Here is a 26,244-nt window from a genome sequence, read left to right on the forward strand (position 1 = left end):
TAATAGGGTCACGCGATGGGCGTGCCCTATCAATTCCAGGCAATATCCAAGAAGTAGCTGTCCCCAAAAATAACAAAGTCAGGGTGATCCTTGCAGCGCGGTTGTCGTGCTGTTTCACGATTTGATAATTAAAGGAGCTATACTTTGAACGACATCCAACCTACACTTTTTGATCAATTTAAAGATTACATCCAAGGCGGTATTATCGGTCTGCTGTTTATCGATATTGCCATGTTCCTCACACACTGCGCGATTGAAGGCACAATGGAAGGCTACAGCCTGTTCACCACTGGCCTGCTTGTCATCGCCGCGGCTCTGTTTTTTGTTGAAAACCTGTATCAACATCAGGCGTCTCACGAGCACTGAACATCCTGTTCTTGCGCCCCCTCTGAGGCACCGCCCTGAGCAACTTCGCCACTCAGGGCGGTATTTTGATGCCCAAAAACGTTATTTGAAAAGCCCTTTCAGAACCTCTCGTCCCGCCTCTTCCAAAGCATCTTTACGCTGTTGCTTTTCAGACTTCTCCGCATCTGGGTTTTCAGCTTGTTTGGCATCCTTTTCCGCCTTACGCTTGTCGAAAAAGCGATCAATTTCCTTGACGGCTTTGGTCTTGGCTTTATCTTTAACCGCCTGTGTTGCTGCTTTTTCAATTGCACTACGATCAACCTTACAAGCGGGTACCGGGCTTTGGTTCAGGTCTGCTTTACAGACATAGTTGAGCGGAATATTACGAAACGCTGTCGCCCATTTACTTTCTTTCTCGATAAACTCAGCCGTCGGTGTCAGATTAAAACGGTATTCCAGCGTTCGTTTTGCCAGATCCACTTCACCCGACCCGAGCAAATCTGCGTCCCGATTTAACTGCAGGCGATATTGCTTGTGATGGAGTTGAGAACCTTCCAGCGCAAATTGGGTTTTAAGGTCTTTAAAGGGTGTTGCCGCCACAAGCTTGGAGGTATCTTGCACGTTCTGGTCAAATTTGGATGCCAATTGGTATAAATCCGTCAACAGTTCCAATTCCTCCAGCGCACCTTTCTCCAGGTAAAGATCCAGATTCGCGTTGCCGTTTTCCAGAATCGAATTCAAGGAGTTGCCCTGACTTTGATAGCGTGTGTTGACGTTGATTTTTCCTTGTGGCTGGATTTTTAACAGACCAAACATGAACTCTTGCCGCGTCAGTGATTTGGGAAATTTATCCGCGTTCACATTCATGATGTCATTTTTAAAACTGTAGCGAACCTGATCTGTCCGCGCATCAAGCGATGCCTTGGTCTTCAAGGTTCCATCGTATAACGTTGCATCAGCTTTATGGAGCTCCAACAAGCCATTTTTGGCGGTCAGGTATATTTCCATATTATTCGTAACATAGTCCTTCAAGGTCGCCTCAGCCAGCTTCAAGCTCACACTGAGATCCAGTGGGCGAAGCACCTCAACCGGGATCAACGGCTCATTTCCGCTACTCTGCGGTTTATCGGTCGGTACCGGAGCAGGCACAGGAGCGGCTTCCCCCTCTTTGCCGGGTGGCAAATAGTGATCCAGGTTAATACGGTCTCCGCTCAGTGCAACCGTGATGGCCTGGGATACGGTATTTACAGTGACACCACCACGAAACGTAGTCTGGTCAAGAGCCATAACAATATCAGGGATGGTGAGCAGGTTATCACGCATCGACATCGATGTTTTAAACGAAACAGCTGAGAGTGCTTTCGGGTCTGACATGGAAACAGGTGTTCCCATCTTCGCCAATAATGCCTGTGCGGAAAAAGCAGGGATCGATAAATCCCCCTGGATCACTGGTGCTTCAAAATTGGAAACCTGGACATTGGACTGTACTTTCAAATTCTCGAATTGCAGTACAAATTCCTGAATAGCCAACAACTGCTCAGCCAGATCAACCTCGACCCCGGTACGAATATCAAAGTTCAAGGTTTTTCCCTGGGTTGCTTCACTGGTCACGCTAAGCTGGGTATTCAGATCCGAGAGCGCAATTTTTTTAATGTCTTTGGAAACTTTGATCTCCGATTTCAACGATGCCTGCAGCGTCGTTTTTGGTTTTGCTGCCTCCACAACAAAGCCGAGCGATACGGGAAACGCAGCACCCAGCGAAACATCCTCAAGCCCCAGCGAGAAGTCTTTCAACGCGACACTTTGCCCGCTTTGCTGATCCACAAAGTTCAAAGCGGTATCCTCTATATTGAATGCCAGGATATTCAACTGGGGTAATTCGCCACTGGGCTGATCCGGCTTGGCTTCCGGCGCTTCCTGTTTCGGCTTGGCCGCCTGGGTTGCACTGATGATTTCCCAGTTGCCTCGACCATCCTCGCCTTTTCGCAAATTCAGGCGAGCCTTCGAGACCAGTATCCGATCTACCCCGACCTGTCCGGAAAACAATGGTATTAACGCGACACTGGCTTTTAGTTCTCCGACTTCTGCAAATCGCTCACCGTTCGGTTCGTCCAGTTGCACATCACTGATTGCAACGCCCAGAAAAGGATAGATCGACAGGCCAATGTCGCCTTTTAATGCGAGAGTCAGTCCGGTTTGTTCTTTGACAACTTTTTCGATTTCCGGCTTGAATTGATTCACCAGCGAAGGCAAAGCGACGGCTAGCATCAGCAATAAAACTAGCAAGAATATGACAATAAATCCGAATATTTTTACGATACGACGCATATGAGTTCACACTTCCTGTTTTCGCTTGAAGACTCGAAATAATCATTCCGATCGATACCCTGTATTTTGGTCGAAAATACGTTACTTGCCCAACCAAAATACCAACCTCCCAAGACTTTTCAATGCCAGCTGGAAAAAGATATTAGGGGCGTGATATTTGCTTAATGATTTGAGCTGCGTGTAGAGTATGATTAACGCGCCGAGCCGGACAGTACGCCACCTAATCAGGTAACCCATATGAACACGCGAAAAACTATCGCCATAATCGATTGTGATTATCTCTACGATCACCTGAAAGATGAGTATCACAGCTATCCAGAAATGTTTGCGCGCGCAGCCCAACGATGCGATCTCGATCTGGAGTTTTGCAATTACTCTGCGATTGATGAGCAACTGCCTTCCCCCATTCCGGAAATGGATGGCTGGGTCATTATGGGCAGTAAATTTGGCGCGTACGAAGACCGACCGTGGATTAACGCGCTAAAGGCATTCATCCGCACGCTATACGAACGAGGCGATAAAATTACCGGCGTTTGCTTCGGGCACCAGATTATCCATCTTGCATTGGGGGGAGAGGTTCGCAAGGCTTCCGTTGGTTGGGGAGTGGGAGTTCATGACTATGAGTTGGACCACAGTCCGGAGTGGTTGCCTGGGGCACGATCCCACTTATCCTTGATTGTCAGCCACCAGGACCAAGTGATTCGCATGGCTCCACGGGCGAAACGTATCGCAGGCAGCGCTTTCTGCCCGAATGCAATCTGCCTGATCGATGAACAGGTTCTGACCTGCCAGGCCCACCCGGAATTTACACCTGATTACTCCCGTCAGCTTATGAATATCCGACGTACCTGCATTGGCGAGCAAATCGTGCAAAACGGTGAACAATCCTTGTCGAAGGAATTGCACTCTGCAGTGGTTCTGAACTGGTTTGAGACGCTATTTAAGCGCGGCTAAGCAACCTGCCAGATTACCCTGGAAAGCCTCAGCAAAAGGCGGTGAAAAGTTGTCTATTTCGGCGTAAACCGCCTATTATGAAAAGAGGATCAATGTCAACCAGCAAAGGTATGCTCCACCTCTGAGGCTTTGCGGTAGGATCATATGAGCCGTTTTCATAAACCTGCTTAAACCTACTCAAGGTTTAAACGAGCCTATCCCTACAGCGCAGGGTGCGCGGAAAGCAGGGTAGCGCTTTCCTGAATCAAGTCGGGACTCATGCCCGGTCTACCATCAAGGCGAGCCTCGACGGAGTAACTAACCCGATTCACACGACGAAAGTGACGCCAACCGCTCAGAAAATCTAATGATTTTTCGAGTGGTCGGTACCAACGCTGAAGTTTGTTGTAATACTGATAATCCCCGAGCGCCATCCTTACAGGCGGATGCTCGGTCTTAACGGTACCCTTCGCGTTAATACCAATGAGTTGTTTTGGCGGCTTTTCTTTAAAGCCATAATGCCGACGACCAATCACTAACGCGGCCGCATGGTGATCTGAAAAACCGTGTCGGTCGCGATACTTCATCCGCCCCAATAATGAGGTATAAGCCGGATTGACGTGATAAAGGCGTATGCCGCGTTTTATGCTTTGCGTTTCAATCAAGTCCTTGATCTTGCCGTAAGCAAAGGCATTCAACATGCGGGCATACTGAGGATGATCCTGCTTTTGGTATTGCCGTTTCTTCTGCTGAAAATCCAGCTTTTCGATCACCACTGCTTTACTTTGCTGTGCGGCAAAGTCCATCAGGTCGCGTACGGCATCCCCAATAATGGCTGCCCGTTGAGCATCATTCTTATAGTGTAACGGTAAGTCAAACGTTCGGTGTTGCAGTGGGTTACCGTTTCGATCCAGCTCGACGACCGCTAAGTGATCCGGGTTGACATCCACACCGATGACACCTTGGTCATCATCGATCCACTCTGCTTGCTCTGTTGGTCCTGCCACTTCCACGCTAACGAGTAACCGCCAACCTTTTTTGTCTCGCTTAAATCGAAAACTCAGGGGTTGCCCTTTGATTGATTGATCGTGTTTTTTAACCTGATTCTGCCAAACGGCTTGGGCAATAGCCGCCTTACCATGCTTGAATTGCAGGTGATCAATGTTAATGGTCGTGCCAAACGTGGCGCGTAATTGATGGGGCACCAAGAGTTTTAGTTGGTAAGCATCTTCTTGCTCACTGGGCGATAGCTGGGCATTTTGACAGCCCCAGGATTCATCATGAGAACCCACTAATAGAAATTCACGGTGTCGCGCTTCGTGCCAGCGACATTGCCAATCCCTGACCCCTTCATTGGATTTTAGTGTTTGTCGCTCTTTCAGCAGCTTTCGACCACCAAAACAAATCGGTGTTTTGTTTTCCTGTTTTTCGGCCACCAAGGCGGCCTGCTTTCGCTGCCAACGACGCAGTTTCACTTCCTTCTGTCGTAGCCTGTTACGAAGTTGTTTCGCCTGTTGCGGGCAGCCTTTCTCTGCAACATGATCACAGCGCTTCTTTAATTTGTTGAGCGTTTTCTCCAGCTGTTTGATTTTAACGTCCAGCGTCACCAGCCGGTTGTTTCGATTGGTTTGGTAAGACTGGATTAAACCTTTAATGCTTTGCCGTACGCCTTGAAATACCCGATAGCTGAACGGCATCCCCATTTCATGCATGAACTGGGTACGATTCAATTGCTGGGCTTTAGGCTTTTGTAAGTTAGCAAACCAACGAAACTTCACTTGATTCCACAGCTCGGCATATTGATACAATGCCGCATCCTGCTCATGAATCAAATCAAGCCGGGTTTCAAAGGTGAGTGTTTTCGTTAGCGTATCCACTAGGCGATGGCTCGTTAATTTTTACGACGAAGGGTGGAAACGGCCACACCCAGCAGAAAAGCGGAAGCGCCTATCGATAGAAACTCAGCCATAATCATCACCTCCATCCATGAGAAAAAAACACTGTACAAGCTACTGTATATGAGTAGGTTTAGTCAAGTATTTCGTTAACTGTTAAAACCCTACGAAAAAACGATATTCCCCCGGAAAGCATTGTCATTGAGGTCACAGAATCGAGAATCGCCCGCCATCGAACAAATATGCTTGAGGTACTGACTAGACTGCATCTCTTGGGTTTCTCGCTTTCGATTGATGACTTCGGTACCGGATATTCATCTCTGGATCGACTAAAAGAACTCCCCTTTACCGAATTGAAAATCGACCGTGGATTTGTCAGTGATGCCATGAAAAACGAACATGGCTTAGCGATATTACGCTCATCCGTTCAACTGGCCCGAGACTTCCAAATGTCTATCGTTGCAGAAGGGGTGGAGAATCTTGAAACATACAATCTCGTGAAAACTGAAGACTGTGATGCGGTACAAGGTTACTTCGTCGCAAAACCGATGAGCTTGAACCAGTTGCTGGATTGGCTGACCCGGAATTCAGCCCCCGTCAAGCTAGCCCAATAGATTGTTATGCAGAGCGGGATCTGTTTCAAAATCGCTCTGTAGCTTACTATACTGCCTATACTGCCATTGAAGCGCTTTAGGTTGTCATTCCGGAGCATATCAAATACACACCTCTGGCCGCAGAAATTTTGACTTATTCAGCAAGGACCCCAGCTATGTCTCGAGCGACTATCAGTACCGGATCAATCCCCCTGTACCAGGACAAAAACAGTACTGCCAAAAGGACTCCCCCTGCAGCCAGCGGAGCGGACCCTCTGCATATTTTGATTATGGCTAATTTCAGCGGCCGCCACGGAACCGGAGTCAATCCTGTTTCGACCGGCAAATGCATCGAGGTTGATCGTGATAACTTTGATGACGTGTTCAGCGCACTCAACGTTCAGTTTGCCTCCTCACTCACAGAAGAGCCGATCTGTTTCAATGAGCTGGACGATATGCACCCTGATTTCATTTATGAACGCATGCCTTTGTTTGCGAAATTTCGTGGCTTAAAACACCGCCTGAAAGACCGCAATAAGTTTGATGCTGCCGCCCAGGAAATTATGGGCTGGTCGGAAGATCTTGCACCAGCAACCTCATCTGACCCGGCAACCGCAACTGCAACTGCAACCAGCACAGATCAGACAGCTGGGTACGGCGATTCCTTACTTGACAGTATTTTGGCACAAGCCCCCACACCGAGTGGACCGAATTACGACATCGAGCAGTTGGTTAAATCAATTGTCGCCCCCTTTGTCCAACCGAAAGCCGATCCTCGTCAAAAGGAAATGCTTGCCGTTGTTGATGAAGCGGTCAGCGATCTAATGCGCAAGATCATGCACCACAGTCGCTTTCAGGCGCTGGAATCCAGTTGGCGTGCGCTGTACCAACTCACTAAAAAACTGGAAACCGATAACCGATTAAAAGTTTTCATACTGGATACGGATCTAGAGGCGGTAATCGAAGATGCCGGCACCAGCGAGACATTGGAAGCCTCACAACTCTACAAAAAAATAGTTTCCGAACGTCAAACCGAAGGCGGAACGCCATTCCGAGTAATCCTGGCGGACTATACTTTCCAACCGCGGGCGGATCACCTGGCTGCGGCTACCCACTGTATTCATTTAGCCCAGTCAAGTGGCGGTACCCTCCTCTCCTCAGCCAGCCCGGCCTGGGCGGGCTGCGACTCACTGAATCGCACACCCGACCCGGATGATTGGCAGAGCCTGCCTGAAAACGACGTCATGGCGTCCTGGCAACAGGTGCGCGCAATGCCAGGCAGCGAACATGCTGCATTCTATGCTGTACGACATATGCTACGCCTCCCGTACGGAAAACGAACGGCTCCTACTCGAGAATTTGAATTCGAGGAATTACCTGCAAACAACGCCCACAACTATTATTTATGGGGCAGTGGCGCATGGCTAGGAGCCCTGATGATTGCAGAGCAATACAGTCAGTCCGGGTGGCAAATCCAGACCGATGCCGTTGGTCAGATCGATGGATTTCCGATGCACGTCTACACTGAAGATGGCGAAACGGTCACAACACCTTGCGCCGAGATATACCTTACCGATGCGGCGTCCAAACGGTTACATGATGCGGGGTTAGCAGTACTGCGATCCATTCAGAACAAAGACAGTATCATTATTCCCGGAATCAATTCGATCAAACCGAATACGAGTCTACACGGCGGTTGGACACGCTAACCATTTACCCTGACAATACAACAACCATCCCAACAATACGGAGACAGTATCAATGCGAGGAGCAGGCGGAACGTCTGGTGGTATCGGCCAATTCATCATTGGCCTGATTATGATGTGTGGTGGATTTTATCTGCTCCTCAATTCAATCGTCGTCACCAGCAGCTTTGGTATGGGCATGAGACTCTATAGTTTCTCTGCTTTGGGAGGAACAATGGGCATCACCACGGGCATGGTTATGATCCCCTTCATGATTGGTATCGGGCTCGTGTTTTATAACGCCAAAAATATCATCGGCTGGATTCTGACCCTGGGTTCCATCACCGCACTCATTTTTGGCGTTATATCATCAATTCACTTTTCGATGCGCTCAATGAGTGCATTTGACTTGATCACCATACTGGTTCTGGCAATCGGGGGAATCGGTTTATTCCTGAGATCACTCAAATCGTTTTGACGGGCAATTGCGAGTACTATCGAATTAAATAAACACACTCGACACTTAAACAACGCCAGTTTATTTTAAACAACGCTAATCAATCTTTGACGTGCCCAGGAATTCCCCCATCGTCAACTTGCGCCGATAACCCGTCAACAAACAAAGGGCGGTACGACCAAATTTAGGGAATCCGTATGCTGCACCATCCTCTCTTCGATAGAGCGATGCTTCAACAGTCGGATCATACTTTGTCCAACAGCCTAATATTTGCCAGCGGTAACGTCCGTCATCGAGATTTGAAAATGATTCGGTATCTAAAATCGGCAAGGATAAATAGGAATCAATCTTGCGTTCATCTTTCAGGTATAATTTTGGATGATCAGTAAAACTGTAAACTGATGCGGGTCGGTTCAACACGGGAGATTCAATCATGTGTCCAGCCTCATCATTGTTGGAATGAGTGGTATCAATTGCAATAATTATCATTATCAGCACTGTAACCGGGCTACAATTTAAGGTTCTTGTCTCAAAGCTAATGCAGACAGCAGCCAAGATTCAGAGCATCTAACTATGCCAGTACAATGTGACTCTGGTTTGACCGTGATTTGACAGCCTTGTAAAAGACCAATATTCTCTCTGGCACTAATTGCTTCTGCTGTACAAACGGTGGCACTTTTATTGCCTTTTCACGCTAGAATTTCCGTTGAATCACTTAGCGGTATCTGTATATTGAATTCACGACCTGCAACCGTGAAATGATCACCGATTTGCAACTATGAATTTGTAGCTAAGCATTTAAAACTAAGTGTTTATAACTAAGTGTTTATAACTACATCTTTGTAACTATGTATTTTTAACTACGTATTTGTAACTACGTGCACCAAACATGAAAACTAGAGCAGCGATTAATACGCAACTTTCCAAAATAGGGGACAATATATGAAAAATGGTATTCTCAAAGCCAATGTGGCCTTACTTGCGAGCGTGGCCTTGCTACCTTCTCTGGCATTTGCTCACACCGGAACAGGAGCTCAAGGTATGTTTGCCGGTTTTGGCCATCCACTGGGAGGCCTGGATCATATGCTGGCGATGGTCGCTGTGGGTATCTGGGCGGCACAGATGGGCGGACGCGCAGTCTTCACATTACCGCTTACATTCGTCGCCGTTATGATCATGGGCGGTTTAATGGGGATCGCTGGTATTGCGCTACCTTATGTTGAGGGCGGCATTCTCGCTTCGGTAATCGTCATGGGTGTTGTCATCGCCGCAGCAATGAAGTTCCCGGCAATATTGAGCACAATGCTGGTTGCTGTATTCGCAGTATTTCATGGTCATGCCCATGGTACTGAAATGCCACTGGCGAGCAGCGCAATTGCTTACGGAGCAGGTTTCGCAATTGCAACCGCACTACTGCACGGTGCGGGTATTGCTTTGGGTCAAGGCTTCAAATCTTTCAACGCGGTTTTTGCCAGCCGTCTGGCCGGCGCGATTATCGCTTCTGCGGGAACTGTATTAGCACTGGGTTAATTTATGTCAGCTAATTTACCAAGAAGATTGTTGGTAAATTAGCGCTATATCACGCAACACGGTAGCCGCTTCTGCACGTTGCTATGCAACGTGCGGATTTCACCGTTTTCATAAACCTGCTTAAACCTACTCAAGGTTTAAACGAGCCTATCCCTACAGCGCAGGGTGCGCGGAAAGCAAGGTAGTGCTTTCCTGAATCAAGTCGGGACTCATGCCCGGTCTACCGTCAAGGCGAGCCTCAACGGAGTAACTAACCCGATTCACACGACGAAAGTGACGCCAGCCACTCAGAAAATCTAATGATTTTTCGAGTGGTTGGTACCAACGCTGAAGTTTGTGGTAATACTGATAATCCCCGAGCGCCATCCTTACAGGCGGATGCTCGGTCTTAACGGTACCCTTCGCGTTAATACCAATGAGTTGTTTTGGCGGCTTTTCTTTAAAGCCATAATGCCGACGACCAATCACTAACGCGGCGGCATGGTGATCTGAGAAACCGTGTCGATCGCGATATTTTATCCGCCCCAATAATGAGGTATAAGCCGGATTGACGTGATAAAGGCGTATACCGCGTTTAATGCTTTGCGTTTCAAGCAAGTCCTTGATCTTGCCGTAAGCAAAGGCATTCAACATGCGGGCATACTGAGGATGATCCTGCTTTTGGTATTGCCGTTTCTTCTGCTGAAAATCCAGCTTTTCGATCACCACCGCTTTACCTTGCTGTGCGGCAAAGTCCATCAGGTCTCGTACGGCATCCCCAATAATAGCCGCTCGTTGAGCATCATTCTTATAGTGTAACGGTAAGTCAAACGTTCGGTGTTGCAGTGGGTTACCGTTTCGATCCAGCTCAACGACCGCTAAGTGATCCGGGTTGACATCCACACCGATGACACCTTGGTCATCATCGATCCACTCTGCTTGCTCTGTTGGTCCTGTCACTTCCACGCTAACGAGTAACCGCCAACCTTTTTTGTCTCGCTTAAATCGAAAACTCAGGGGTTGCCCTTTGATTGATTTATCGTGTTTTTTAACCTGATTCTGCCAAACGGCTTGGGCAATAGCCGCCTTACCATGCTTGAATTGCAGGTGATCAATGTTAATGGTCGTGCCAAACGTGGCGCGTAATTGATGGGGCACAAAGAGTTTTAGCTGGTAAGCACCTTCTTGCTCACTGGGCGATAGCTGGGCATTTTGACAGCCCCAGGATTCATCATGAGAACCCACTAATAGAAATTCGCGGTGTCGTGCTTCGTGCCAGCGTTGTTTCCAGCCTTCAATGGCCGAACCCGTTTCTAACGCTTGACGCTCTTTCAGCAGCTTTCGACCACCAAAACAAATCGGTGTTTTGTTTTCCTGTTTTTCGGCCACCAAGGCGGACTGCTTTTGCTGCCAACGACGCAGTTTAACTTCCTTCTGTCGTAACCTGTTGCGAAGTTGTTTCGCCTGTTGCGGGCAGCCTTTCTCTGCAACATGATCACAGCGCTTATTTAGCTTGTTGAGCGTCTTCTCCAGCTGTTTGATTTTAACGTCCAGCGTAACCAGTCGGTTGTTTCGATTGGTTTGGTAAGACTGGATTAAGCCTTTAATACTTTGCCGTACGCCTTGAAATACCCGATAGCTGAACGGCATCCCCATTTCATGCATAAACTGGGTACGATTCAATTGCTGGGCTTTAGGCTTTTGTAAGTTAGCAAACCAACGAAACTTCACTTGATTCCACAGCTCGGCATATTGACACAATGCTGCATCCTGCTCATGAATCAAATCAAGCCGGGTTTCAAACGTGAGTGTTTTCGTTGGCGTATCCACTAGGCGATGGCTCGTTGATTTTTACGACTACGTGAACCATGCAATCGCGCACTGAAGACCGTCATTAACGCTAACACATCATGGCAAAGTTGCTGTTCAACGTTTTCTTCAACTTCCTCAAGAATGACAACCTCCGTACCGTAAAACTGGCAAAGCGCAAATAACAATTCAGCCCCAAATCGGAGTAAGCGATCTTTATGAACGATAACCAGTCGTTTTACCTTACGCTGACAAATCAACTTAATTAATCGCTTTAATCCCCGTTTTTTATAGTTTAATCCTGAGCCAAGATCATCAATGGTTTCGACGGCTTCATAGCCAGCCTCTCTGGCATGCTTTTGCAAGCGAGCAATTTGCGTTTGCAAATCTTTTTTCTGATCATGAGAAGAGACGCGTGCATAACAGATCGTTCTGCGTTGCTTATCAGCAGTCGACTGACCGCAAAAGGCTAAAAGTTTATCAAGCGCGTAACGACGATGGCCACCCGGCGTACGGAAATCTGAGAAAAATCGTGATTCTTTTTCCCAGCGACGAAGGGTGGAAACGGCCACACCCAGCAGAAAAGCGGCAGCGCCTATCGATAAAAATTCAGCCATAATCATCACCTCCATCCATGAGAACACAATACTGTACAAGCTACTGTATATGAGTAGGTTTAGTCAAGTATTTAGTTGACTGTTAAAGCCCCTCTCCAGCCAATTTTAAATGACGCCTTGTGATCGAAGGTGACACAAGTTCGAATACCACCGTTGTCGCAATAATCAGCGTCAGAATTTGCGCCCCCACATCCGGTATGCGTTCTGCCACCAAAAGCGCAAGTCCCAAGGCAACACCGGCTTGCGGCAGCAGACACCAGCCAATATGGCGCTGTATTTGCGGTGCTGCGTTCACCATACGTGCCGAGACCGAGCCCCCGACAATCAGGCCAAAGCTACGAGCGATGATGTAAGCACCACCGACAACCCCCAAGGTTAACAAGGCACTGAACTCGAGTGCATAACCTGCGAGCAAAAAGAAAATAACTAAAAACGGCTCACTGGCGCCTTCAATATCCCGAAAAGAACGTTTATGGTGTTTTGCAAAATTAGCCACCATTGCTCCCAGTGTCATGCATGCCAGCAAATAGGACACATCAAGCCAAACCGCAAGACCACCACAGAGCAAAACAAATCCGGCAGCCTCGAGAACAGTCGGTTCACCTTTATTCAGCCGCCCGGTACACCACGCCATGGGTATGCCAAGGATCACCCCTAACCCAATCGCTCCACCCAGCTCCCAGCACGCGGTCGCCAGTTCGTGCAGCGGATCACCGTGCCCGCGAATGGCCTCAGCAAATGCCAGAAGTAAGCTGAACAGGATAACTCCCCAAGTGTCATCTATTGCGACAACGCCCAGTACAGTTTTTGCCAGAGGACCGTGGGCGTGATTTTCCCGGATAACGTCCAGCGTCGCAGCAGGCGCGGAAGCGGGTGCAATACCGGCCAGCAGCAACGCAGTAACAAGGTCCAGTTGACACAGCAATGCAACCAAAAACACCGCAACTGCAGCGCCAAGTGTTTCCCCAATGGATACCGCCAACACGACTTTACCCGTCGCCTTCATTTCCTTCCGGGTAAAACTGCCACCCAGTAAGAACCCGACCATCGCCAGCGCGACATGGGTGACATGGACAAACCAGTCTGCGATGCTGGAAGGAATTAAATCCAGTACAGCAGGCCCGGAAATAACACCAACAATCAACAATATTGTGACTCTTGGTATGTGTACACGCTTGCCTGCCGTGTGCGCGATCCAACCGACCAGCAACAACGCCCCCACCACCAACATCGCGGGATAATCATCTGTATTCACGGGTAGTATTTTTTCTCGTTATTTTTAAAGTTTAAGACTTTTCGGACTCGGAAATATGCACCGCAAGCCAGATGGTTTCCGTATCTGGCACAGTCCATTCAACACGATGACAACAGTGGGCCGGTAAGTGCAAGAAATCTCCCGGTTGCAGGTGAACAAGCTCATCATTCTCTCTCAGCCTGATTTTGGCTTCCCCTTTCAGCAACACCACCCACTCTTCTTGAGCTTGATCGTACCATCCCTGGGCCGGTGATGAATGGCCGTATGATACAATCCGCTCGATCAGAACCTTTCCAGACTTTAACAGCGGCTCAAATATTTCCTCACTGAGGTCTTCCGGCAGGTTAGCAAATAGATTGGTCAGCATTTAAACTACCCTCGGTAAAACAACTACAATCCACGGGCGGATGACGTACTGCGACGAGGATCAGCACCACCAAAATACTTTCCGTTCTGGATCATGATACTTTGAATAGCCCCCATCGCCGATTTTTGTTGGATATGATGGCCCATTTGTTCCAGTATACGGATTGTATCCGGACTGAATCCCTGCTCGATCCTCAGCTCATCAGGCAACCATTGGTGATGCATCCGCGGAGCATTCACGGCCGCTTGAATATTCAAGCGATGATCGATGACATTCATAATGACCTGCAATGTCGTGGTGATAATCCGAGACCCACCGGGACTGCCTGTGACCAAAAAGTTTTTGCCATCTTTTTTGACAATTGTCGGAGACATACTGCTTAACATCCGCTTGCCTGGCTCAATTTTATTGGCCTCTCCACCAATCAAACCGTAGGTATTGGGTTCACCGGGTTTCGCGCTGAAATCATCCATTTCGTTGTTTAACAAGAACCCCGCACCCTCAACTACAATATGGGAACCATAGCTGAAATTGATGGTATAGGTGTTCGATACCGCGTTACCGAAACGATCTACGATTGAAAAGTGTGTCGTTTCAGGGCTCTCATAAGGCATGGGTTGGCCGGGATTGATGGATGCACTGTCACGGGCACGGTTTCGATTGATTTGAGCACTGATTTCCTGTGCGTAGGCTTTGGATGTCAGCCCGGTCACTGGCACCGATACAAAATCACTGTCACCGAGATATTTTGATCGGTCAGCATAAGCATACTTCATTGCTTCCGCCATCAAATGAACCGTTTGTGCCGAGTTATGCCCGAGATAGGATATCGGGAAGGGCTCCAAGATATTTAAAAGTTGAATAATGTGGACGCCGCCCGAGCTTGGCGGGCTCATGGAGTAAATATCATAACCACGATACTGGCCTTTAACCGGTTCCCGGACCACCGGCTGATAGCTTTTCAGGTCCTCATGGGTGATCAGCCCCCCTCCCCGTTTCATTTCCGCCACAATCAAGTCCGCGGTCTCGCCTTCGTAAAACCCGGATATGCCTTTTTGCGCAATTCGCTTCAGGGTTTTTGCGAGGTCCGGCTGCGTAAAACGCTCGCCAATTTGATACGGCTCACCATTTGCTTTGAAGAAAACACCGCGGGTTGACGGCCACTTGGCCAATCGGTCTTTCCGCGCCTGCACGCCCTCGAAGAAACGAGGGCTCACTTCAAAACCCTCTTCAGCCAACCGAATTGCCGGGGCCAGCGCGTCTGCCAGGGATAGGGTTCCATAACGTTTTAGAGCCAGCGCCAGACCCGCAACGGTTCCGGGAACCCCTGCTGATTTATGTGAAAATCGACTCAGTTCATTGTCCACCTGACCTTCCGGGTTTAAAAACATTTTCTCGGTAGCGGCCGCTGGCGCTGTTTCACGATAATCAATCGCGACTACTTCGTTCTTTTGCTCCGCAGAAATGAGCATGAAACCACCACCACCAATATTACCGGATCGCGGTTGAGTAACGGCCAGAGCAAACGCTGCGGTAACCGCCGCATCGATTGCGTTTCCACCTCGTTTCAAAACTGCTAGAGCCTCGTCGGTTGCCAGATAATGACTGGTCACGACCATTCCGTTCTGGCCCTGCACCGGAACACTGCGATCCCCTTCAAGTATGGCAGAAGCTCCGGCCCAGCCGGAAAAAAGCCCTAACGGCAAAGACAACAAACTCGCCAACCACAATGCTTTAAAGCCTTTGGGCACAAGCCCATGACGCTCGTGCTGATTTGAGGTTACACTGTGCATGACTATTCTCCTTGTTTTGATGGTGACACCGTATCAGATGTATTCTGCCCGGATTTACGATAATCGCTTGGCGTTTTTCCGGTCCAATTGACAAATGCCCGCCTGAAATTTGATGCATCACTAAAACCAAGTAGTTCCGCGATCTGATCAACGGTCATCTGGCTTTCTTGAAGTTGCTGAATGGCAAGATCACGACGAAAATCAGATAAAAGCTGTTTGTAGCTCGCCCCCTGTTCTGCCAGTTTTCGGTGCAACGTGCTAACACTCATATTCATTTTACCTGCAACCTCTGCCTGGGTCGGAAAATGACCGGCACACTCATAGAGTAGTTGATTGATACGCGGTACCAAAGCTTCGCGTTCACCTTGTTGTCGAAGTGACTCACAGCGCTGGGCGAACAACGTGGCCGCAACAGGATCGGCAGAAGGCAGGCTGGTCTTGGCCAATAGCTTGGGTATCTCAAGCCCGGTAAAATGGTGGTTGAACTTTACCGGCACAGAAAAGACCTCCTTGTAACGGTAAGCATGAGGCGGAGGGTCATAATTAAGACAGACGGTTAATCCATCGATGTGGCCACTCAATAAAAACCGGGTGGAGGTAAAAATACTGGTCAACAAGAACTCTGAAGTGTGCCAGGGCATCTCCGGCAATATAGCACTCGGCTGAGCCACGACTTCATACACATCGCCATTTTCACGTAAATCAAGGAAGGCCCTGGGAGTTTGCAACTTGTAATATTTTAACGCCAGCTGAACTGCCTGCTCATAGGTCGGGCTGGCCATGGCTGCATAGCCTAACGGTCCATGTGTATTGATACTCAGGCGCTGACCTACTTCCAGGCCCAACCCGTCGTCACCGGTCAATTCAATGGAACGCTTGGTCAATATCAATAGCCGATGTTCGTCGATCAGGTGTTCGCTGGTCAGTTCCTCTTCTGTGAGCCCGCAGAATGCCAGTAACGCAGCACGGTCAACCCCCCGTTCTGACAACACATCAACAAATGAACCTATATAGTGTCCGCGCATTTCGTTCCTTTTTTCTGGGCTATTCGTAATCAGTAATGCATCCCGGGCGTTTCGGATTTTTACCCGGTTGATACAACTGGCAAATAATGACCTGCAATCCGAAAAGTTAGAACCTGTTCCTGATCAAGCCTTAATACTAAATTGTATAAAGTGATTCGTGTCAACATGTCAATCATTGATTACGCCAATTCACCGATACACAGATCCTGGATCCAGAATAACAACTCGAAACAATAAGCCAAACAATAATCAGGGGAAACAAACATGACAGCAAACCAAACACCCGCCGATGTGCACGTGCATCCTCGTCATCTGAAGTTTGAGTTGCACGATGAACTTGCCACACTCTGGCATGGGAATGATGTGTTCAAGACCGCGTTTTTTAACGCAATGTCGCTTCAGTTTCCAGACGGAGAACACCTCTTTATCAAATCTGTTCGGGATTTCCGGGATGAAATTAACGACCCTGAATTATTGAAAAATATTAAAGGCTTTATCGGTCAGGAAGGCATACACAGCAGGGAACACGCAAAATACAACGAAGCACTGCGGCAACGGGGCTATGATATCGACTACATGGAAAAGCGCTTTCAGAAACACATGGCGTTTGTGGGTGGGTTAAATCGAGACCGGCGGCTTGCCGGTACCTGTGCGGCAGAACATTTCACTGCGGTACTCGCCAAAGCGCTGCTCGAAATTCCCGAGGCAATGGACGGTGTCAGCCCCGAGATGCAGGCCCTTTGGAAGTGGCATGCCATTGAAGAAATTGAGCATAAGTCCGTTGCGTTCGACGTATTTGTGGATCGAGTGGGCAACCACAGAATGCGCACGATTATCTTTTTTGTCGTGTCCTATAACTTTTTCAAATTTACTTTCCTGAACACCTGCTCCATGCTGAAAACCGAAGGCAAACTCTGGGATTTGAAAACCTGGTGGGGCGGAATGCAGTTTCTTTGGGGTCGCCCCGGTGTCATCCGCAAAATGATGCCGCATTTTCTAGCCTACCTGAAAAAAGACTTTCACCCCTGGCAGGAAGACAACCGACAACATATAGAGGCATGGAAAAAAACCACAGCGGACTTGTCGCCCGATTCAGTACCCCATGCTCATTCAGCTTAGCACGACATTGAATAATCAGCGGGGCGAATGTTCTTCAACTCAAACTATGCGCCCCGTATCAAGCCGGTTGTTACCCAGTTAACAACTATGTAAAAAAGATTTTACAAAGGGATTACGCAACACCACTATACGTTACATCGATTGATGGTACATTAGTAACCAGCCAACAATAAAATTAAAAATTAGGTAACGATAGGGTATTGTATGCTCAAGCTTGGGGTTAAAAAGTTACTTATGGTGATCTGCTGCAGTCTGCCTGTTGCGGGTTACGCAGAGTTAATACCACTTCATGATGAAAACCTTGCCGATATCAGTGGTCAAGGCGGCATCAGTATTAAAGTCTCATCTGAAGCGTCCACACAAAACCATGCCCAACACGAAGCGGCCCAGCAAATGCATCAGGATATGCGCGATCGCATTCCAGAGCCGTCCAATGTGATGACCGACCTGCCATCACTGGACAATAGCAAACCGATGGGCATTGTGTTCCGGGATATCTGAAAACACCATGCAAGGATCATGGCTTTGCTGATGTCGATTGATCCTGCAGAAATGACCCAGCCAGAGCGCCACCCAAACGGTAGCGCTCGGTTCTCGCTCAAAGCGATGAGGGTTTAAGCAATCCGCATTTAAGCTCTCCGAATTTAAATCACCAACTTAGTGAAGCTCCTGTCTGATACTCCGTAACCCGGGTTTCGAAAAAGTTTTTCTCCTTTCGCATACTGGCTTGCTCATCCAGCCAGTCCAGTCGACTTTCCGCGCCAGGAAAGGGTTCAGACAACCCTAACTGTTTGGCACGGCGATTGGCAATAAACTGAAATTGCGCAACGTGATCTTCAGCGCTGTAGCCCAATATCGGATCTCGGAGAATGTAACCGGCGTAGGCCTTTTCGGCTGCCAGTGACTCTTCCCACATGGCTTGAACGGCCCGTGCATCCAGTTTGAGGTTTTCTTCCTTCAGCAACTGTCGCACAACTCGCAGGCCAAACGCACAATGCATCACCTCATCTCGCATAATATATTGTAGCTGTTCTCCTGTGCCTTTCATCAAACCCCGACGCTGCAACGCAAAAATCGGGCTAAAGCCGTTGTAAAACCAACACCCTTCAAATACGGCCGCGAAAAATAAATAGGACATGGCAAACTGTTCCAGATTGTCCCGGTTTCGCAAATCCATTTCCGTTGTCAGTACTGCATTTAAACGTCGGTTCGCGAGTTTTATTTTGCCATATATTTCCGGTACAACGCGGTAGCGGTTGTAGATTTCACGTTGATCCAGCCCTATCGTTTCAATACAGTGTTGATACGTCCAGGTGTGCAGCGCTTCCTCATAAACCTGACGGGCCTGATAAATTTGCAATTCCGGTGCGCTCATCTTCTCCATAACCGCCAGCCCGATATTACGCATAGCAAGAATGTCTGACGTGGTTAAATATGCCAGTACATTTTCATAAACATGACGTTCTTCAGTTGTTAATTTATGTTGGTAATCATGAACATCCTGCGCCATGTTAATATCCAGAGGTGTCCAGTGGTTTTTGTTGGCATTCAGGAAAAACTCCCAGGCCCAAGGATATTTGAAAGGCGCGAGCTGATTCACATCGGCCCCGCCATTAACCACCCGCTTGTCTTCGGGATTTATCGGCGGCAAACTTTCCGCCCACTCTGAATTATCAGATTGGTCCGTGCTTTGCTCTGATACAAAATGAGCCAGCTCTTCTGAAAACAGGCTTTGATTGGACTCAGGTATGGCAACGCTCAGCGGATCATCCCATTGCATTAGAACAGCATTGGTATTTTTCATTATTGGCAAGCCTCACATTCAGGGTCGAGAATGGAACAGAATTTTGGTGAAGTATTTTCATCATTGCTCGCTGATTCTACGGCATTCTGTTTTTCCATATGGGTTGCGCCCAAAGAACGAAGGTAATAAGTTGTTTTCAAGCCCCGAGACCAGGCAAGCTTATAGAGATTATCCAATTGCTTGCCAGATGGCTCGGCAAGATAGAGATTGAGACTCTGTGCTTGATCGATCCATTTTTGGCGACGGGCCGCCGCTTCAACCAACCAACGGGAATCAATTTCAAACGCGGTCGCAAACAAGCGCTTGATGTCTTCAGGTATCCGTTCAATTTGCGCGATTGAGCCATCGAAATACTTGAGGTCACTGACCATGACCTCGTCCCAAAGATCATGCTCCTTCAACACCTGAACCAGCCAGGGATTGGTCACCACAAACTCGCCAGAAAGGTTGGACTTTACAAATAGGTTTTGATACGTCGGTTCGATGGACTGGGAAACACCAACAATGTTGGAAATGGTTGCGGTAGGCGCAATCGCCAAGACATTGGAATTTCGCAAGCCGTGGCGAGCGATCAAGTCACGTATGGCTTGCCAATTCAAACGTTGTTCCTGATCAAAAGTGCAGAAGTCACTACCACGATTCCGCTTAAGTAGCGCCAGGGAGTCAATCGGCAAAATACCCTGATCCCAAAGTGAACCGGTATAGCTGGGGTACGCTCCGCGCTCTTCTGCAAGGCGGGCAGAGGCAGAAAAGGCGTAAAAACTCAACAACTCCATTGATTGATCGGCAAAATGAACGGCTTCCGGGCTGGCATAGGGTATATGCAAGGCATAAAGTGCATCCTGAAAGCCCATCATGCCCAATCCTATCGGTCGATGCTTCAGGTTGGCGTTTCGCGCTTTTTCCACAGGGTAGTAATTAAGATCAATTACATTATCTAACAACCTGACAGCAACATTAACTGTCGCTTCCAAGTGTTGCGGGTCAAGCACACCATCGCGAATATGGTTCACCAGGTTAACTGAGCCGAGATTACACACCGCAATTTCATCGGCATTGGTATTCAGCGTAATTTCCGTGCACAGATTGGAAGAATGAACAACACCGCAATGCTGTTGAGGGGAACGAAGATTACAGGGATCCTTGAATGCCAGCCAGGGGTGCCCGGTTTCGAACAACATTGTCAGCATTTTCCGCCACAATTGTTGCGCCGGGATCGTTTTAAACAACGTGATTCGCCCGGCCTGTGCTTCCGATTCGTAGTGCATATAACGCACTTCAAACTCCGCACCGTACAACTCATGGAGATCAGGTACTTCATCCGGAGAGAACAGGGTCCAATTGCCATCCTCAAATACGCGTTTCATGAATAAATCGGGTATCCAGTTGGCGGTATTCATATCATGGGTACGACGGCGCTCATCTCCCGTATTTTTACGAAGATCCAGGAACTCTTCAATATCCAGATGCCAGGTCTCCAGATAGACACAGACAGCACCTTTACGTTTTCCACCCTGATTGACTGCCACGGCAGTATCGTTCACCACTTTCAAAAACGGAACAATGCCTTGAGATTGACCATGGGTACCTTTGATTCTCGCGCCCAGAGCCCGCACAGTCGACCAGTCATTGCCTAACCCGCCGGCCCATTTGGACAGGAGTGCATTATCTTGCAAGGCACCATAAATCCCGGCCAAGTCATCGGGTACGGTAGTTAGATAACAGGATGAGAGCTGGGGATGCAGTGTCCCGGAATTGAAGAGTGTGGGTGTCGACGCCATATAGTCAAAGCTGGAAAGCAAATGATAAAACTCGATAGCCCGTTCAGTGGGTTGTGCTTCATTCAATGACAACCCCATTGCAACTCGCATGAAAAATGTCTGCGGTAATTCCAGGCGACTGTTATTGTGGTGCAGGAAATAGCGATCGTATAACGTTTGCAATCCTAAATAATTGAATTGCTTATCTCGCTCCGGCTGGAGGGCGTCCGCCAATCGCGGCAAGTCAAAATCGAGCAGTTGAGGGGCCAGCAATCCGAACTCTACTCCATATTTAATGCCGGTTTCGAAAAGAACCGGATAATGCTCGGCTGACACGGCGCCAGGAATTTGCCCTTGTAGAGACATGACCGCCGTAACCTCTGCCCATAATTTATGCAACAATAGCTGAGCGCAAACTTTGGTGTACGCCGGCTCCGATTCGATTAAAGGCCGCACGGCGATAATCATCGCATTGGTGACATCGGAAGCCAACATTCCATCGTAAAGTGCTTTTTTGGCGCTGTCGAAAAGCCGTTGGGGATCCACGTCAGGCAGGCCTGAACAGGCCCAATGGAGCACACTGAAAATCTGGGCACTGCTCAGTGACTCCGACTGACCATCTACATCATGGATGCGAAGTGAAAACTGCTCTGCAGATGCCAATGGGTGACTTGATGACGTTTCCTGGCCCCGCTTACGGGCGTGTTCCTCACGGTACAACACATAAGCCCGTGCTACTTTCTGCAGACTATGGCGCATCAAACAGAGCTCCACCAAATCCTGAACTTCTTCGATGTGAACACTGGAACCACCATCAAGGCGGCGCTGCAGACGGGTAATGACCTCATTCGTGACATCGGTAACAATCGTTTTAAGCCGTGAGGAACCGGATGCAGACGGCCCCTCGACAGCAAGAAAAGCCTTGGTTATTGCTGCAGCTATCTTGGAGGAATCAAAGGGAACAGCATCGCCGTTGCGTTTGATTACCCGGAACAGCTGACGAATGGATCCCGAACTCTCAACGGAGGGTACATATTCTGACATGTGTAAATCCTACTTTTGAAAAACGCGTGATTCGGGTCTCCGCGATTAAATTCAAAAGCTTCAGATAGCAGATGCTTACAACCCGCACTATTGAGCACACGTCAGCCAACCTGCCACCGAGTCTCAAATCGCGAAGACTGTAGTGATAACCCGATCAAATCGAGCTTGTTGGCCGGTATTCGGACTTAGAAGCTGCGTACTCAAAAAAATATTCTGAGCACGACCTACAACGACGGCTTCCCATTTTTAAACAGTGCCTTGGGTTGATAACCCATGTCGCTTTCGTTCTTCAATACCGCTGCGCGTCAGTTCCGGATTTACACCGGATTCCCGTTTAAAGAGCGCATAAAGGCCTGAACAGAATTGAACCTAAATGTAGCACTCCCACCAACTAGAGACACAATATATGGTATTTTACACAGAAGTAAAGTCGTTAATGAAATTATTCAACAAGAGGAAATTTGGACACGAGCCGGGTGAAATGAGAACCAGAGAAAAAGGGCCTCTGAATCAGAGGCCAACTACGAAACGCCCATAGGACGGGGTGAAATCTATGGTGACAACACCAATCGCTTCGGATGAATCCGGATCGGTGATCGTGACACTAATACTTTTGGGCTGGTTTTGAACACCACTCGTCTGGTTTGACTCAATCACTAAGGTATCCGGACCGTTATAAAAAGCCTGGATAAAGCGAGACTCATCACCTTGCCAAAAATCTTCGGACAGGTCACTTTGTGCAACACTAACCCCTTTTTGATCCATCAATGTAATCATTTTGATCGAGCCTTCGCTTTGCCCCACAAGCTGCTCGAGATATTGATTTACAGCCTTACGTTGCAGCGTACCACGTAATGCTTTGCCAAGACGCGATGCCTCATCCTGCCAATGGGCATCCATCGCAAACAGGTCATACTTGTTTAAGCCAGCATTACTTTGATTTTGGCGATTGACCGACTGAACGACTAACGGGTTTTCCGCTAATGCTCTAATTTTTTCCACAGCTTGTTTGAATTGGGCAACATTTTTAGCTCCGGGTGCTTGCGGAGCCGCAGCGCACTGGGCATCATCATGGGCTGTGGCGAGCGACAAATAATACCAATCCCAATCTCGAATCGAGTTTGAATCCGCTACCAGCAGGCGTCCATCCCGGCTTTTCAAAAAAGGTTGGGCCACTTGCGACTTGTGATGACCTAAAAGATCACTGTTAGTCGCGCGCTCCCCGTCAGCTGCTTTCACGCACCGTTGGCGCAATGAGGCTTCGATTCGGTCGCGCAATGGCTTTTGATCAATCAGACAATTTTCACTTGAACGCGTAGTCAGTACTGTGTTCACATCCAAATCAGCCGGGGATACCACACCGCTACAACTTTCGACCGTTGCAGCTGCGACATTGACGCTCAATCCAGTCAGAATCAGGGCTATTAGTTTTTTCATCTCAGGTCTCGTTATCTCGGTGAATCCGTTTGCGATATCTCTAAAGAGGTATCATGTCGTTCGATGATGCTATTAAACCGCATATAGCGTGCAGGCAAAATCGGAAAACTACGCGTCATTTTGAGGGTAAAATACCCTTCACACGTGTAGGAATATTCCCACATAGGCATTTGTCGTATATTCAGGGGTGCACAGGTATGTTCTCATAGCGACAAATAGCATGCGGAAACGACCATGAACAAACTCAGTATCAAACAACATTTAGCCGAGCTGGGCCGGGACATATTGAGTGTTACAGGTACACTTTTCCGCATCATGATTCCGGCATTGATCATTATTAAAATTCTGGAACAATTGGGCGGCATTGAATTACTGAGTCAGGGCATTGCCCCAATCATGGGGTTTGTAGGCTTACCGGACAGTATGGGAATTGTTTGGGCGACCACCATGGTCACCAATATCTACACCGGACTTATTGTTTTCTTTAACACTGCATCCGCAACACCACTGACCGTTACGCAGGTTACCGTATTGGGTGGCATGATGATCATCGCACACTCGCTGCCCATTGAAGTCCGAGTGGCACAACAAGCGGGTGTGAGAGTGATCTGGACACTGCTTTTGCGGATTGGTGGGGCAATTCTGTTCGGGAAGTTACTCGAGCTGACTTATGGGTATGCGGATGTATTGCAGGAAACCAATCACGTCATCTGGGAAGTAGAACCAAAAGACTCGTCGTTGCCTCACTGGGCTTGGGAGCAAGTCACAAATTTGGTGATGGTATTCTTCGTCATTGCAATCTTACTAACTGCTTTAAGAGTGTTGCGAGTATTGGGGATTGAATACTGGATTGGTCGACTACTCGCCCCATTTCTAAAACTCTTGGGCATTGGCCCACAAGCAACAACCATCACGTTGGTTGGGATTACACTGGGGTTGTCTTTTGGTGGTGGCTTGCTCATCAAGGAAGCCAGGGCCGGCCACCTGCCGAGCAAGGATGTGTTCTCATCGATGAGCCTGTTAGCCCTCTGTCACAGCTTGCTGGAAGATACGCTCTTGATTCTGCTGATGGGCGCGCACCTATCCGGTATCCTCTGGCTAAGATTGATCTTCGCGTTCGTAGTGATCGCTCTCATCGCAAGATTAATAGATCGCTGCAGCGAGTCCTTTCGGAGTAGGTGGTTATTTGGAGCCGTTCGCGAGCCCTGACAGTTCTTCATCGGCGATCACGGCATTCGCTACCCGACGCACGATGGGTGAAACTAAATTGATCGTCGGAAGTGCAACGGCAAAGGCAAATGACCAAGCCTTAAGCCAAATAAAAACAATGGAGTCCACCAAGCCCATATTAAAGACGGTGATGATAAACGACATTATTCCGGACATAAACAATGCCATAAAAAACGAGAATACAAATTGACCATATTTTCTGGGAATCAATGTTCTATCTCCTACTTATATCAACAGGACTTTCCAGTGGAAATAGATCATACTGCACTTCCAGTTTATGAAAAACAGACAATATTTGAATCTTAAATTCCATAAATGAAATCATGCTTAATGATATCGCACTTTTTATTCATATTGTTCAACAAGGCGGACTTTCTGGTGCTTCAAATCACTTGAGTTTACCTGCAGCAACGGTAACACGCCGTTTACAAAAGCTGGAATCCACCCTGGGGTGCCAACTACTGAATCGCTCCGCGAGGCAATGTGTATTGACCCAAGAAGGTGAAGTCTACTACCAGACATATGCAGAGCTCGTTGAACAATTCGAGCAGGCGCAGCAGTTACTGAGCCAGGACAGAGATGAGCTCAGGGGAAAACTGAAAGTATTAGCACCAACCAATATCTCCCATGGTTTTTTAAAGCCCATGTGGTTAGGTTTTATGCGCAAGTATCCAGATATTCAACTGGATCTGGTTTTGAGCAATCAAGTGCAAGATATCGTGCAAAACAAAGCCGATATTGCAATTCGCATAGGGCCGCAACCCGATTCGTCGCTATATCAGCTGAAGGTGGGACAAATCGACCGGATTATGGTGTCTTCTCCACAATTCATTGAACATCAAGGTACGCCGGAAACACCTACAGACATCAAAAACTTCCGCGTGGTGGGAACCAGTCTTTTTCCAAACTGGAAACTGAAAAATATGCTCTCAGGGCAAAGCCAGGAAATCTTTCCGAAATTTGCTGCGGTTTTCAATGATACCAGCTTTGTGAAATACCTTGTCTGTGATGGCCAAGGCATATCCCTGCTCCCGATCACGGAAATCAACACAGAGCTCGAATCAGGCGCTATGGTTCGAATTCTGCCTGAGTGGCGTGCCGAGGATCTCAGGGATATATTTCTTGTCTGGCCAAGTGGTCGCCTGCTCAACGCGAAAGCAAAATGCCTACGGGACTATATTCAGACTTATATTGCTGAAAATATCATCCACGATCAGCGTCGACCTTAGGGCCTCGCAA

The 26,244-nt window shown here is 48.2% G+C and carries 23 protein-coding genes and 1 riboswitch; of the genes, 10 read left to right on the forward strand and 13 right to left on the reverse strand.

Features of this window, described 5'->3' with window-relative positions:
* Window positions 1-144 precede the first annotated feature (144 nt).
* Window positions 145-366, forward strand: coding sequence for a hypothetical protein (locus tag OLMES_RS22890; RefSeq protein ID WP_087463388.1), 222 nt, complete (start codon window positions 145-147; stop codon window positions 364-366).
* A gap of 81 nt (window positions 367-447) precedes the next feature.
* Here the strand turns inward: OLMES_RS22890 and OLMES_RS22895 are convergent, their stop codons facing one another.
* Window positions 448-2,673, reverse strand: a complete 2,226-nt coding sequence (locus OLMES_RS22895; RefSeq protein WP_087463389.1) for an AsmA family protein — start codon at window positions 2,671-2,673, stop codon at window positions 448-450.
* Window positions 2,674-2,910: 237 nt separating this feature from the next.
* On the opposite strand from OLMES_RS22895, the gene OLMES_RS22900 reads away from it, so the two are divergent.
* Entirely contained in the window at window positions 2,911-3,627 is a 717-nt protein-coding gene (locus OLMES_RS22900) for a glutamine amidotransferase-related protein (protein WP_087463390.1), read from the forward strand.
* A gap of 200 nt (window positions 3,628-3,827) precedes the next feature.
* Here OLMES_RS22900 and OLMES_RS22905 read toward each other — a convergent pair whose 3' ends face one another.
* The gene (locus OLMES_RS22905) at window positions 3,828-5,483 is read right to left on the reverse strand and encodes an IS200/IS605 family accessory protein TnpB-related protein (protein WP_087463391.1); all 1,656 of its coding nucleotides are present in this window, start codon (window positions 5,481-5,483) and stop codon (window positions 3,828-3,830) included.
* 161 nt (window positions 5,484-5,644) lie between these two features.
* Here OLMES_RS22905 and OLMES_RS22910 point away from each other — a divergent pair, with 161 nt between their 5' ends.
* From OLMES_RS22910 to OLMES_RS22920, 3 genes are all read left to right on the forward strand, one after another.
* The gene (locus OLMES_RS22910; RefSeq protein WP_087463392.1) at window positions 5,645-6,115 is read left to right on the forward strand and encodes an EAL domain-containing protein; all 471 of its coding nucleotides are present in this window, start codon (window positions 5,645-5,647) and stop codon (window positions 6,113-6,115) included.
* A gap of 155 nt (window positions 6,116-6,270) precedes the next feature.
* Window positions 6,271-7,803: a type VI secretion system contractile sheath domain-containing protein gene (locus tag OLMES_RS22915; RefSeq protein ID WP_087463393.1), complete on the forward strand. Its 1,533-nt coding sequence runs from the start codon at window positions 6,271-6,273 to the stop codon at window positions 7,801-7,803.
* A gap of 52 nt (window positions 7,804-7,855) precedes the next feature.
* A complete protein-coding gene (locus OLMES_RS22920) occupies window positions 7,856-8,257 on the forward strand; it encodes a hypothetical protein (protein WP_087463394.1) in 402 nt (133 codons plus the stop codon).
* Window positions 8,258-8,332: 75 nt separating this feature from the next.
* Here the strand turns inward: OLMES_RS22920 and OLMES_RS22925 are convergent, their stop codons facing one another.
* Window positions 8,333-8,725, reverse strand: a complete 393-nt coding sequence (locus OLMES_RS22925) for a hypothetical protein (RefSeq protein WP_087463395.1) — start codon at window positions 8,723-8,725, stop codon at window positions 8,333-8,335.
* A 453-nt stretch (window positions 8,726-9,178) separates the two neighbouring features.
* On the opposite strand from OLMES_RS22925, the gene OLMES_RS22930 reads away from it, so the two are divergent.
* Window positions 9,179-9,766 (forward strand): HupE/UreJ family protein, encoded by a 588-nt coding sequence (locus tag OLMES_RS22930; RefSeq protein ID WP_087463396.1) that lies wholly within the window; start codon window positions 9,179-9,181, stop codon window positions 9,764-9,766.
* A 153-nt stretch (window positions 9,767-9,919) separates the two neighbouring features.
* On the opposite strand, the gene OLMES_RS22935 is transcribed toward OLMES_RS22930, so the two are convergent.
* The 6 genes from OLMES_RS22935 to OLMES_RS22960 all read right to left on the reverse strand — a co-directional run bounded on the left by OLMES_RS22935 (window position 9,920) and on the right by OLMES_RS22960 (window position 16,611).
* On the reverse strand, window positions 9,920-11,575 hold the full coding sequence (locus OLMES_RS22935) for an IS200/IS605 family accessory protein TnpB-related protein (protein WP_087463397.1): 1,656 nt from the start codon (window positions 11,573-11,575) through the stop codon (window positions 9,920-9,922).
* Entirely contained in the window at window positions 11,575-12,171 is a 597-nt protein-coding gene (locus OLMES_RS22940; protein ID WP_087464629.1) for an IS607 family transposase, read from the reverse strand. Before OLMES_RS22940 ends, OLMES_RS22935 begins: the two co-directional genes overlap by 1 nt.
* Before the next feature lie 82 nt (window positions 12,172-12,253).
* Window positions 12,254-13,426: a cation:proton antiporter gene (locus OLMES_RS22945; protein WP_198343090.1), complete on the reverse strand. Its 1,173-nt coding sequence runs from the start codon at window positions 13,424-13,426 to the stop codon at window positions 12,254-12,256.
* Window positions 13,427-13,457: 31 nt separating this feature from the next.
* The gene (locus OLMES_RS22950) at window positions 13,458-13,793 is read right to left on the reverse strand and encodes a cupin domain-containing protein (RefSeq protein ID WP_087463398.1); all 336 of its coding nucleotides are present in this window, start codon (window positions 13,791-13,793) and stop codon (window positions 13,458-13,460) included.
* A gap of 23 nt (window positions 13,794-13,816) precedes the next feature.
* Entirely contained in the window at window positions 13,817-15,586 is a 1,770-nt protein-coding gene (gene ggt, locus OLMES_RS22955) for a gamma-glutamyltransferase (protein WP_087463399.1), read from the reverse strand.
* 2 nt (window positions 15,587-15,588) lie between these two features.
* Window positions 15,589-16,611 (reverse strand): AraC family transcriptional regulator, encoded by a 1,023-nt coding sequence (locus tag OLMES_RS22960; protein WP_087463400.1) that lies wholly within the window; start codon window positions 16,609-16,611, stop codon window positions 15,589-15,591.
* A 264-nt stretch (window positions 16,612-16,875) separates the two neighbouring features.
* Here OLMES_RS22960 and OLMES_RS22965 point away from each other — a divergent pair, with 264 nt between their 5' ends.
* The gene (locus OLMES_RS22965) at window positions 16,876-17,730 is read left to right on the forward strand and encodes a metal-dependent hydrolase (protein ID WP_087463401.1); all 855 of its coding nucleotides are present in this window, start codon (window positions 16,876-16,878) and stop codon (window positions 17,728-17,730) included.
* A 204-nt stretch (window positions 17,731-17,934) separates the two neighbouring features.
* Window positions 17,935-18,231 (forward strand): DUF6160 family protein, encoded by a 297-nt coding sequence (locus tag OLMES_RS22970; protein ID WP_087463402.1) that lies wholly within the window; start codon window positions 17,935-17,937, stop codon window positions 18,229-18,231.
* 148 nt (window positions 18,232-18,379) lie between these two features.
* Here the strand turns inward: OLMES_RS22970 and OLMES_RS22975 are convergent, their stop codons facing one another.
* The 3 genes from OLMES_RS22975 to OLMES_RS22985 all read right to left on the reverse strand — a co-directional run bounded on the left by OLMES_RS22975 (window position 18,380) and on the right by OLMES_RS22985 (window position 23,775).
* Window positions 18,380-19,534 carry a ribonucleotide-diphosphate reductase subunit beta gene (locus OLMES_RS22975; RefSeq protein ID WP_198343091.1) on the reverse strand — a complete coding sequence of 385 codons (1,155 nt, stop codon included), beginning with the start codon at window positions 19,532-19,534 and terminating at the stop codon, window positions 18,380-18,382.
* The gene (locus OLMES_RS22980; protein WP_087463403.1) at window positions 19,534-22,338 is read right to left on the reverse strand and encodes a ribonucleoside-diphosphate reductase subunit alpha; all 2,805 of its coding nucleotides are present in this window, start codon (window positions 22,336-22,338) and stop codon (window positions 19,534-19,536) included. Before OLMES_RS22980 ends, OLMES_RS22975 begins: the two co-directional genes overlap by 1 nt.
* Window positions 22,339-22,491: 153 nt before the next feature.
* A riboswitch (cobalamin riboswitch) is annotated at window positions 22,492-22,712 on the reverse strand.
* Window positions 22,713-22,848: 136 nt separating this feature from the next.
* The gene (locus tag OLMES_RS22985) at window positions 22,849-23,775 is read right to left on the reverse strand and encodes a hypothetical protein (RefSeq protein ID WP_087463404.1); all 927 of its coding nucleotides are present in this window, start codon (window positions 23,773-23,775) and stop codon (window positions 22,849-22,851) included.
* A gap of 234 nt (window positions 23,776-24,009) precedes the next feature.
* On the opposite strand from OLMES_RS22985, the gene OLMES_RS22990 reads away from it, so the two are divergent.
* Complete coding sequence (locus tag OLMES_RS22990; protein WP_087463405.1) at window positions 24,010-24,984, forward strand: hypothetical protein; 975 nt, start codon at window positions 24,010-24,012, stop codon at window positions 24,982-24,984.
* Here OLMES_RS22990 and OLMES_RS22995 read toward each other — a convergent pair.
* Window positions 24,958-25,215, reverse strand: a complete 258-nt coding sequence (locus OLMES_RS22995) for a DUF2798 domain-containing protein (RefSeq protein WP_198343092.1) — start codon at window positions 25,213-25,215, stop codon at window positions 24,958-24,960. The genes OLMES_RS22990 and OLMES_RS22995 overlap by 27 nt on opposite strands.
* A 113-nt stretch (window positions 25,216-25,328) precedes the next feature.
* Between OLMES_RS22995 and OLMES_RS23000 the strand changes: the two genes are divergently transcribed.
* Window positions 25,329-26,234, forward strand: a complete 906-nt coding sequence (locus tag OLMES_RS23000; RefSeq protein WP_087463406.1) for a LysR family transcriptional regulator — start codon at window positions 25,329-25,331, stop codon at window positions 26,232-26,234.
* Window positions 26,235-26,244 lie beyond the last annotated feature (10 nt).

The sequence above is a fragment of the Oleiphilus messinensis genome (assembly GCF_002162375.1).
Lineage (GTDB): Bacteria > Pseudomonadota > Gammaproteobacteria > Pseudomonadales > Oleiphilaceae > Oleiphilus > Oleiphilus messinensis.

Excerpts from the sequence above, each read along its gene's own strand:
- OLMES_RS23000 (WP_087463406.1), top strand. The coding sequence starts at position 25,329 with ATGCTTAATGATATCGCACTTTTTATTCATATTGTTCAACAAGGCGGA.
- OLMES_RS22985 (WP_087463404.1), bottom strand. The coding sequence starts at position 23,775 with ATGAAAAAACTAATAGCCCTGATTCTGACTGGATTGAGCGTCAATGTC.
- OLMES_RS22975 (WP_198343091.1), bottom strand. The coding sequence starts at position 19,534 with ATGAAAAATACCAATGCTGTTCTAATGCAATGGGATGATCCGCTGAGC.
- OLMES_RS22965 (WP_087463401.1), top strand. The coding sequence starts at position 16,876 with ATGACAGCAAACCAAACACCCGCCGATGTGCACGTGCATCCTCGTCAT.
- OLMES_RS22925 (WP_087463395.1), bottom strand. The coding sequence starts at position 8,725 with ATGATAATTATTGCAATTGATACCACTCATTCCAACAATGATGAGGCT.
- ggt (WP_087463399.1), bottom strand. The coding sequence starts at position 15,586 with ATGCACAGTGTAACCTCAAATCAGCACGAGCGTCATGGGCTTGTGCCC.
- OLMES_RS22970 (WP_087463402.1), top strand. The coding sequence starts at position 17,935 with ATGCTCAAGCTTGGGGTTAAAAAGTTACTTATGGTGATCTGCTGCAGT.
- OLMES_RS22930 (WP_087463396.1), top strand. The coding sequence starts at position 9,179 with ATGAAAAATGGTATTCTCAAAGCCAATGTGGCCTTACTTGCGAGCGTG.
- OLMES_RS22940 (WP_087464629.1), bottom strand. The coding sequence starts at position 12,171 with ATGGCTGAATTTTTATCGATAGGCGCTGCCGCTTTTCTGCTGGGTGTG.
- OLMES_RS22920 (WP_087463394.1), top strand. The coding sequence starts at position 7,856 with ATGCGAGGAGCAGGCGGAACGTCTGGTGGTATCGGCCAATTCATCATT.
- OLMES_RS22980 (WP_087463403.1), bottom strand. The coding sequence starts at position 22,338 with ATGTCAGAATATGTACCCTCCGTTGAGAGTTCGGGATCCATTCGTCAG.
- OLMES_RS22960 (WP_087463400.1), bottom strand. The coding sequence starts at position 16,611 with ATGCGCGGACACTATATAGGTTCATTTGTTGATGTGTTGTCAGAACGG.
- OLMES_RS22895 (WP_087463389.1), bottom strand. The coding sequence starts at position 2,673 with ATGCGTCGTATCGTAAAAATATTCGGATTTATTGTCATATTCTTGCTA.
- OLMES_RS22950 (WP_087463398.1), bottom strand. The coding sequence starts at position 13,793 with ATGCTGACCAATCTATTTGCTAACCTGCCGGAAGACCTCAGTGAGGAA.
- OLMES_RS22915 (WP_087463393.1), top strand. The coding sequence starts at position 6,271 with ATGTCTCGAGCGACTATCAGTACCGGATCAATCCCCCTGTACCAGGAC.
- OLMES_RS22990 (WP_087463405.1), top strand. The coding sequence starts at position 24,010 with ATGAACAAACTCAGTATCAAACAACATTTAGCCGAGCTGGGCCGGGAC.
- OLMES_RS22900 (WP_087463390.1), top strand. The coding sequence starts at position 2,911 with ATGAACACGCGAAAAACTATCGCCATAATCGATTGTGATTATCTCTAC.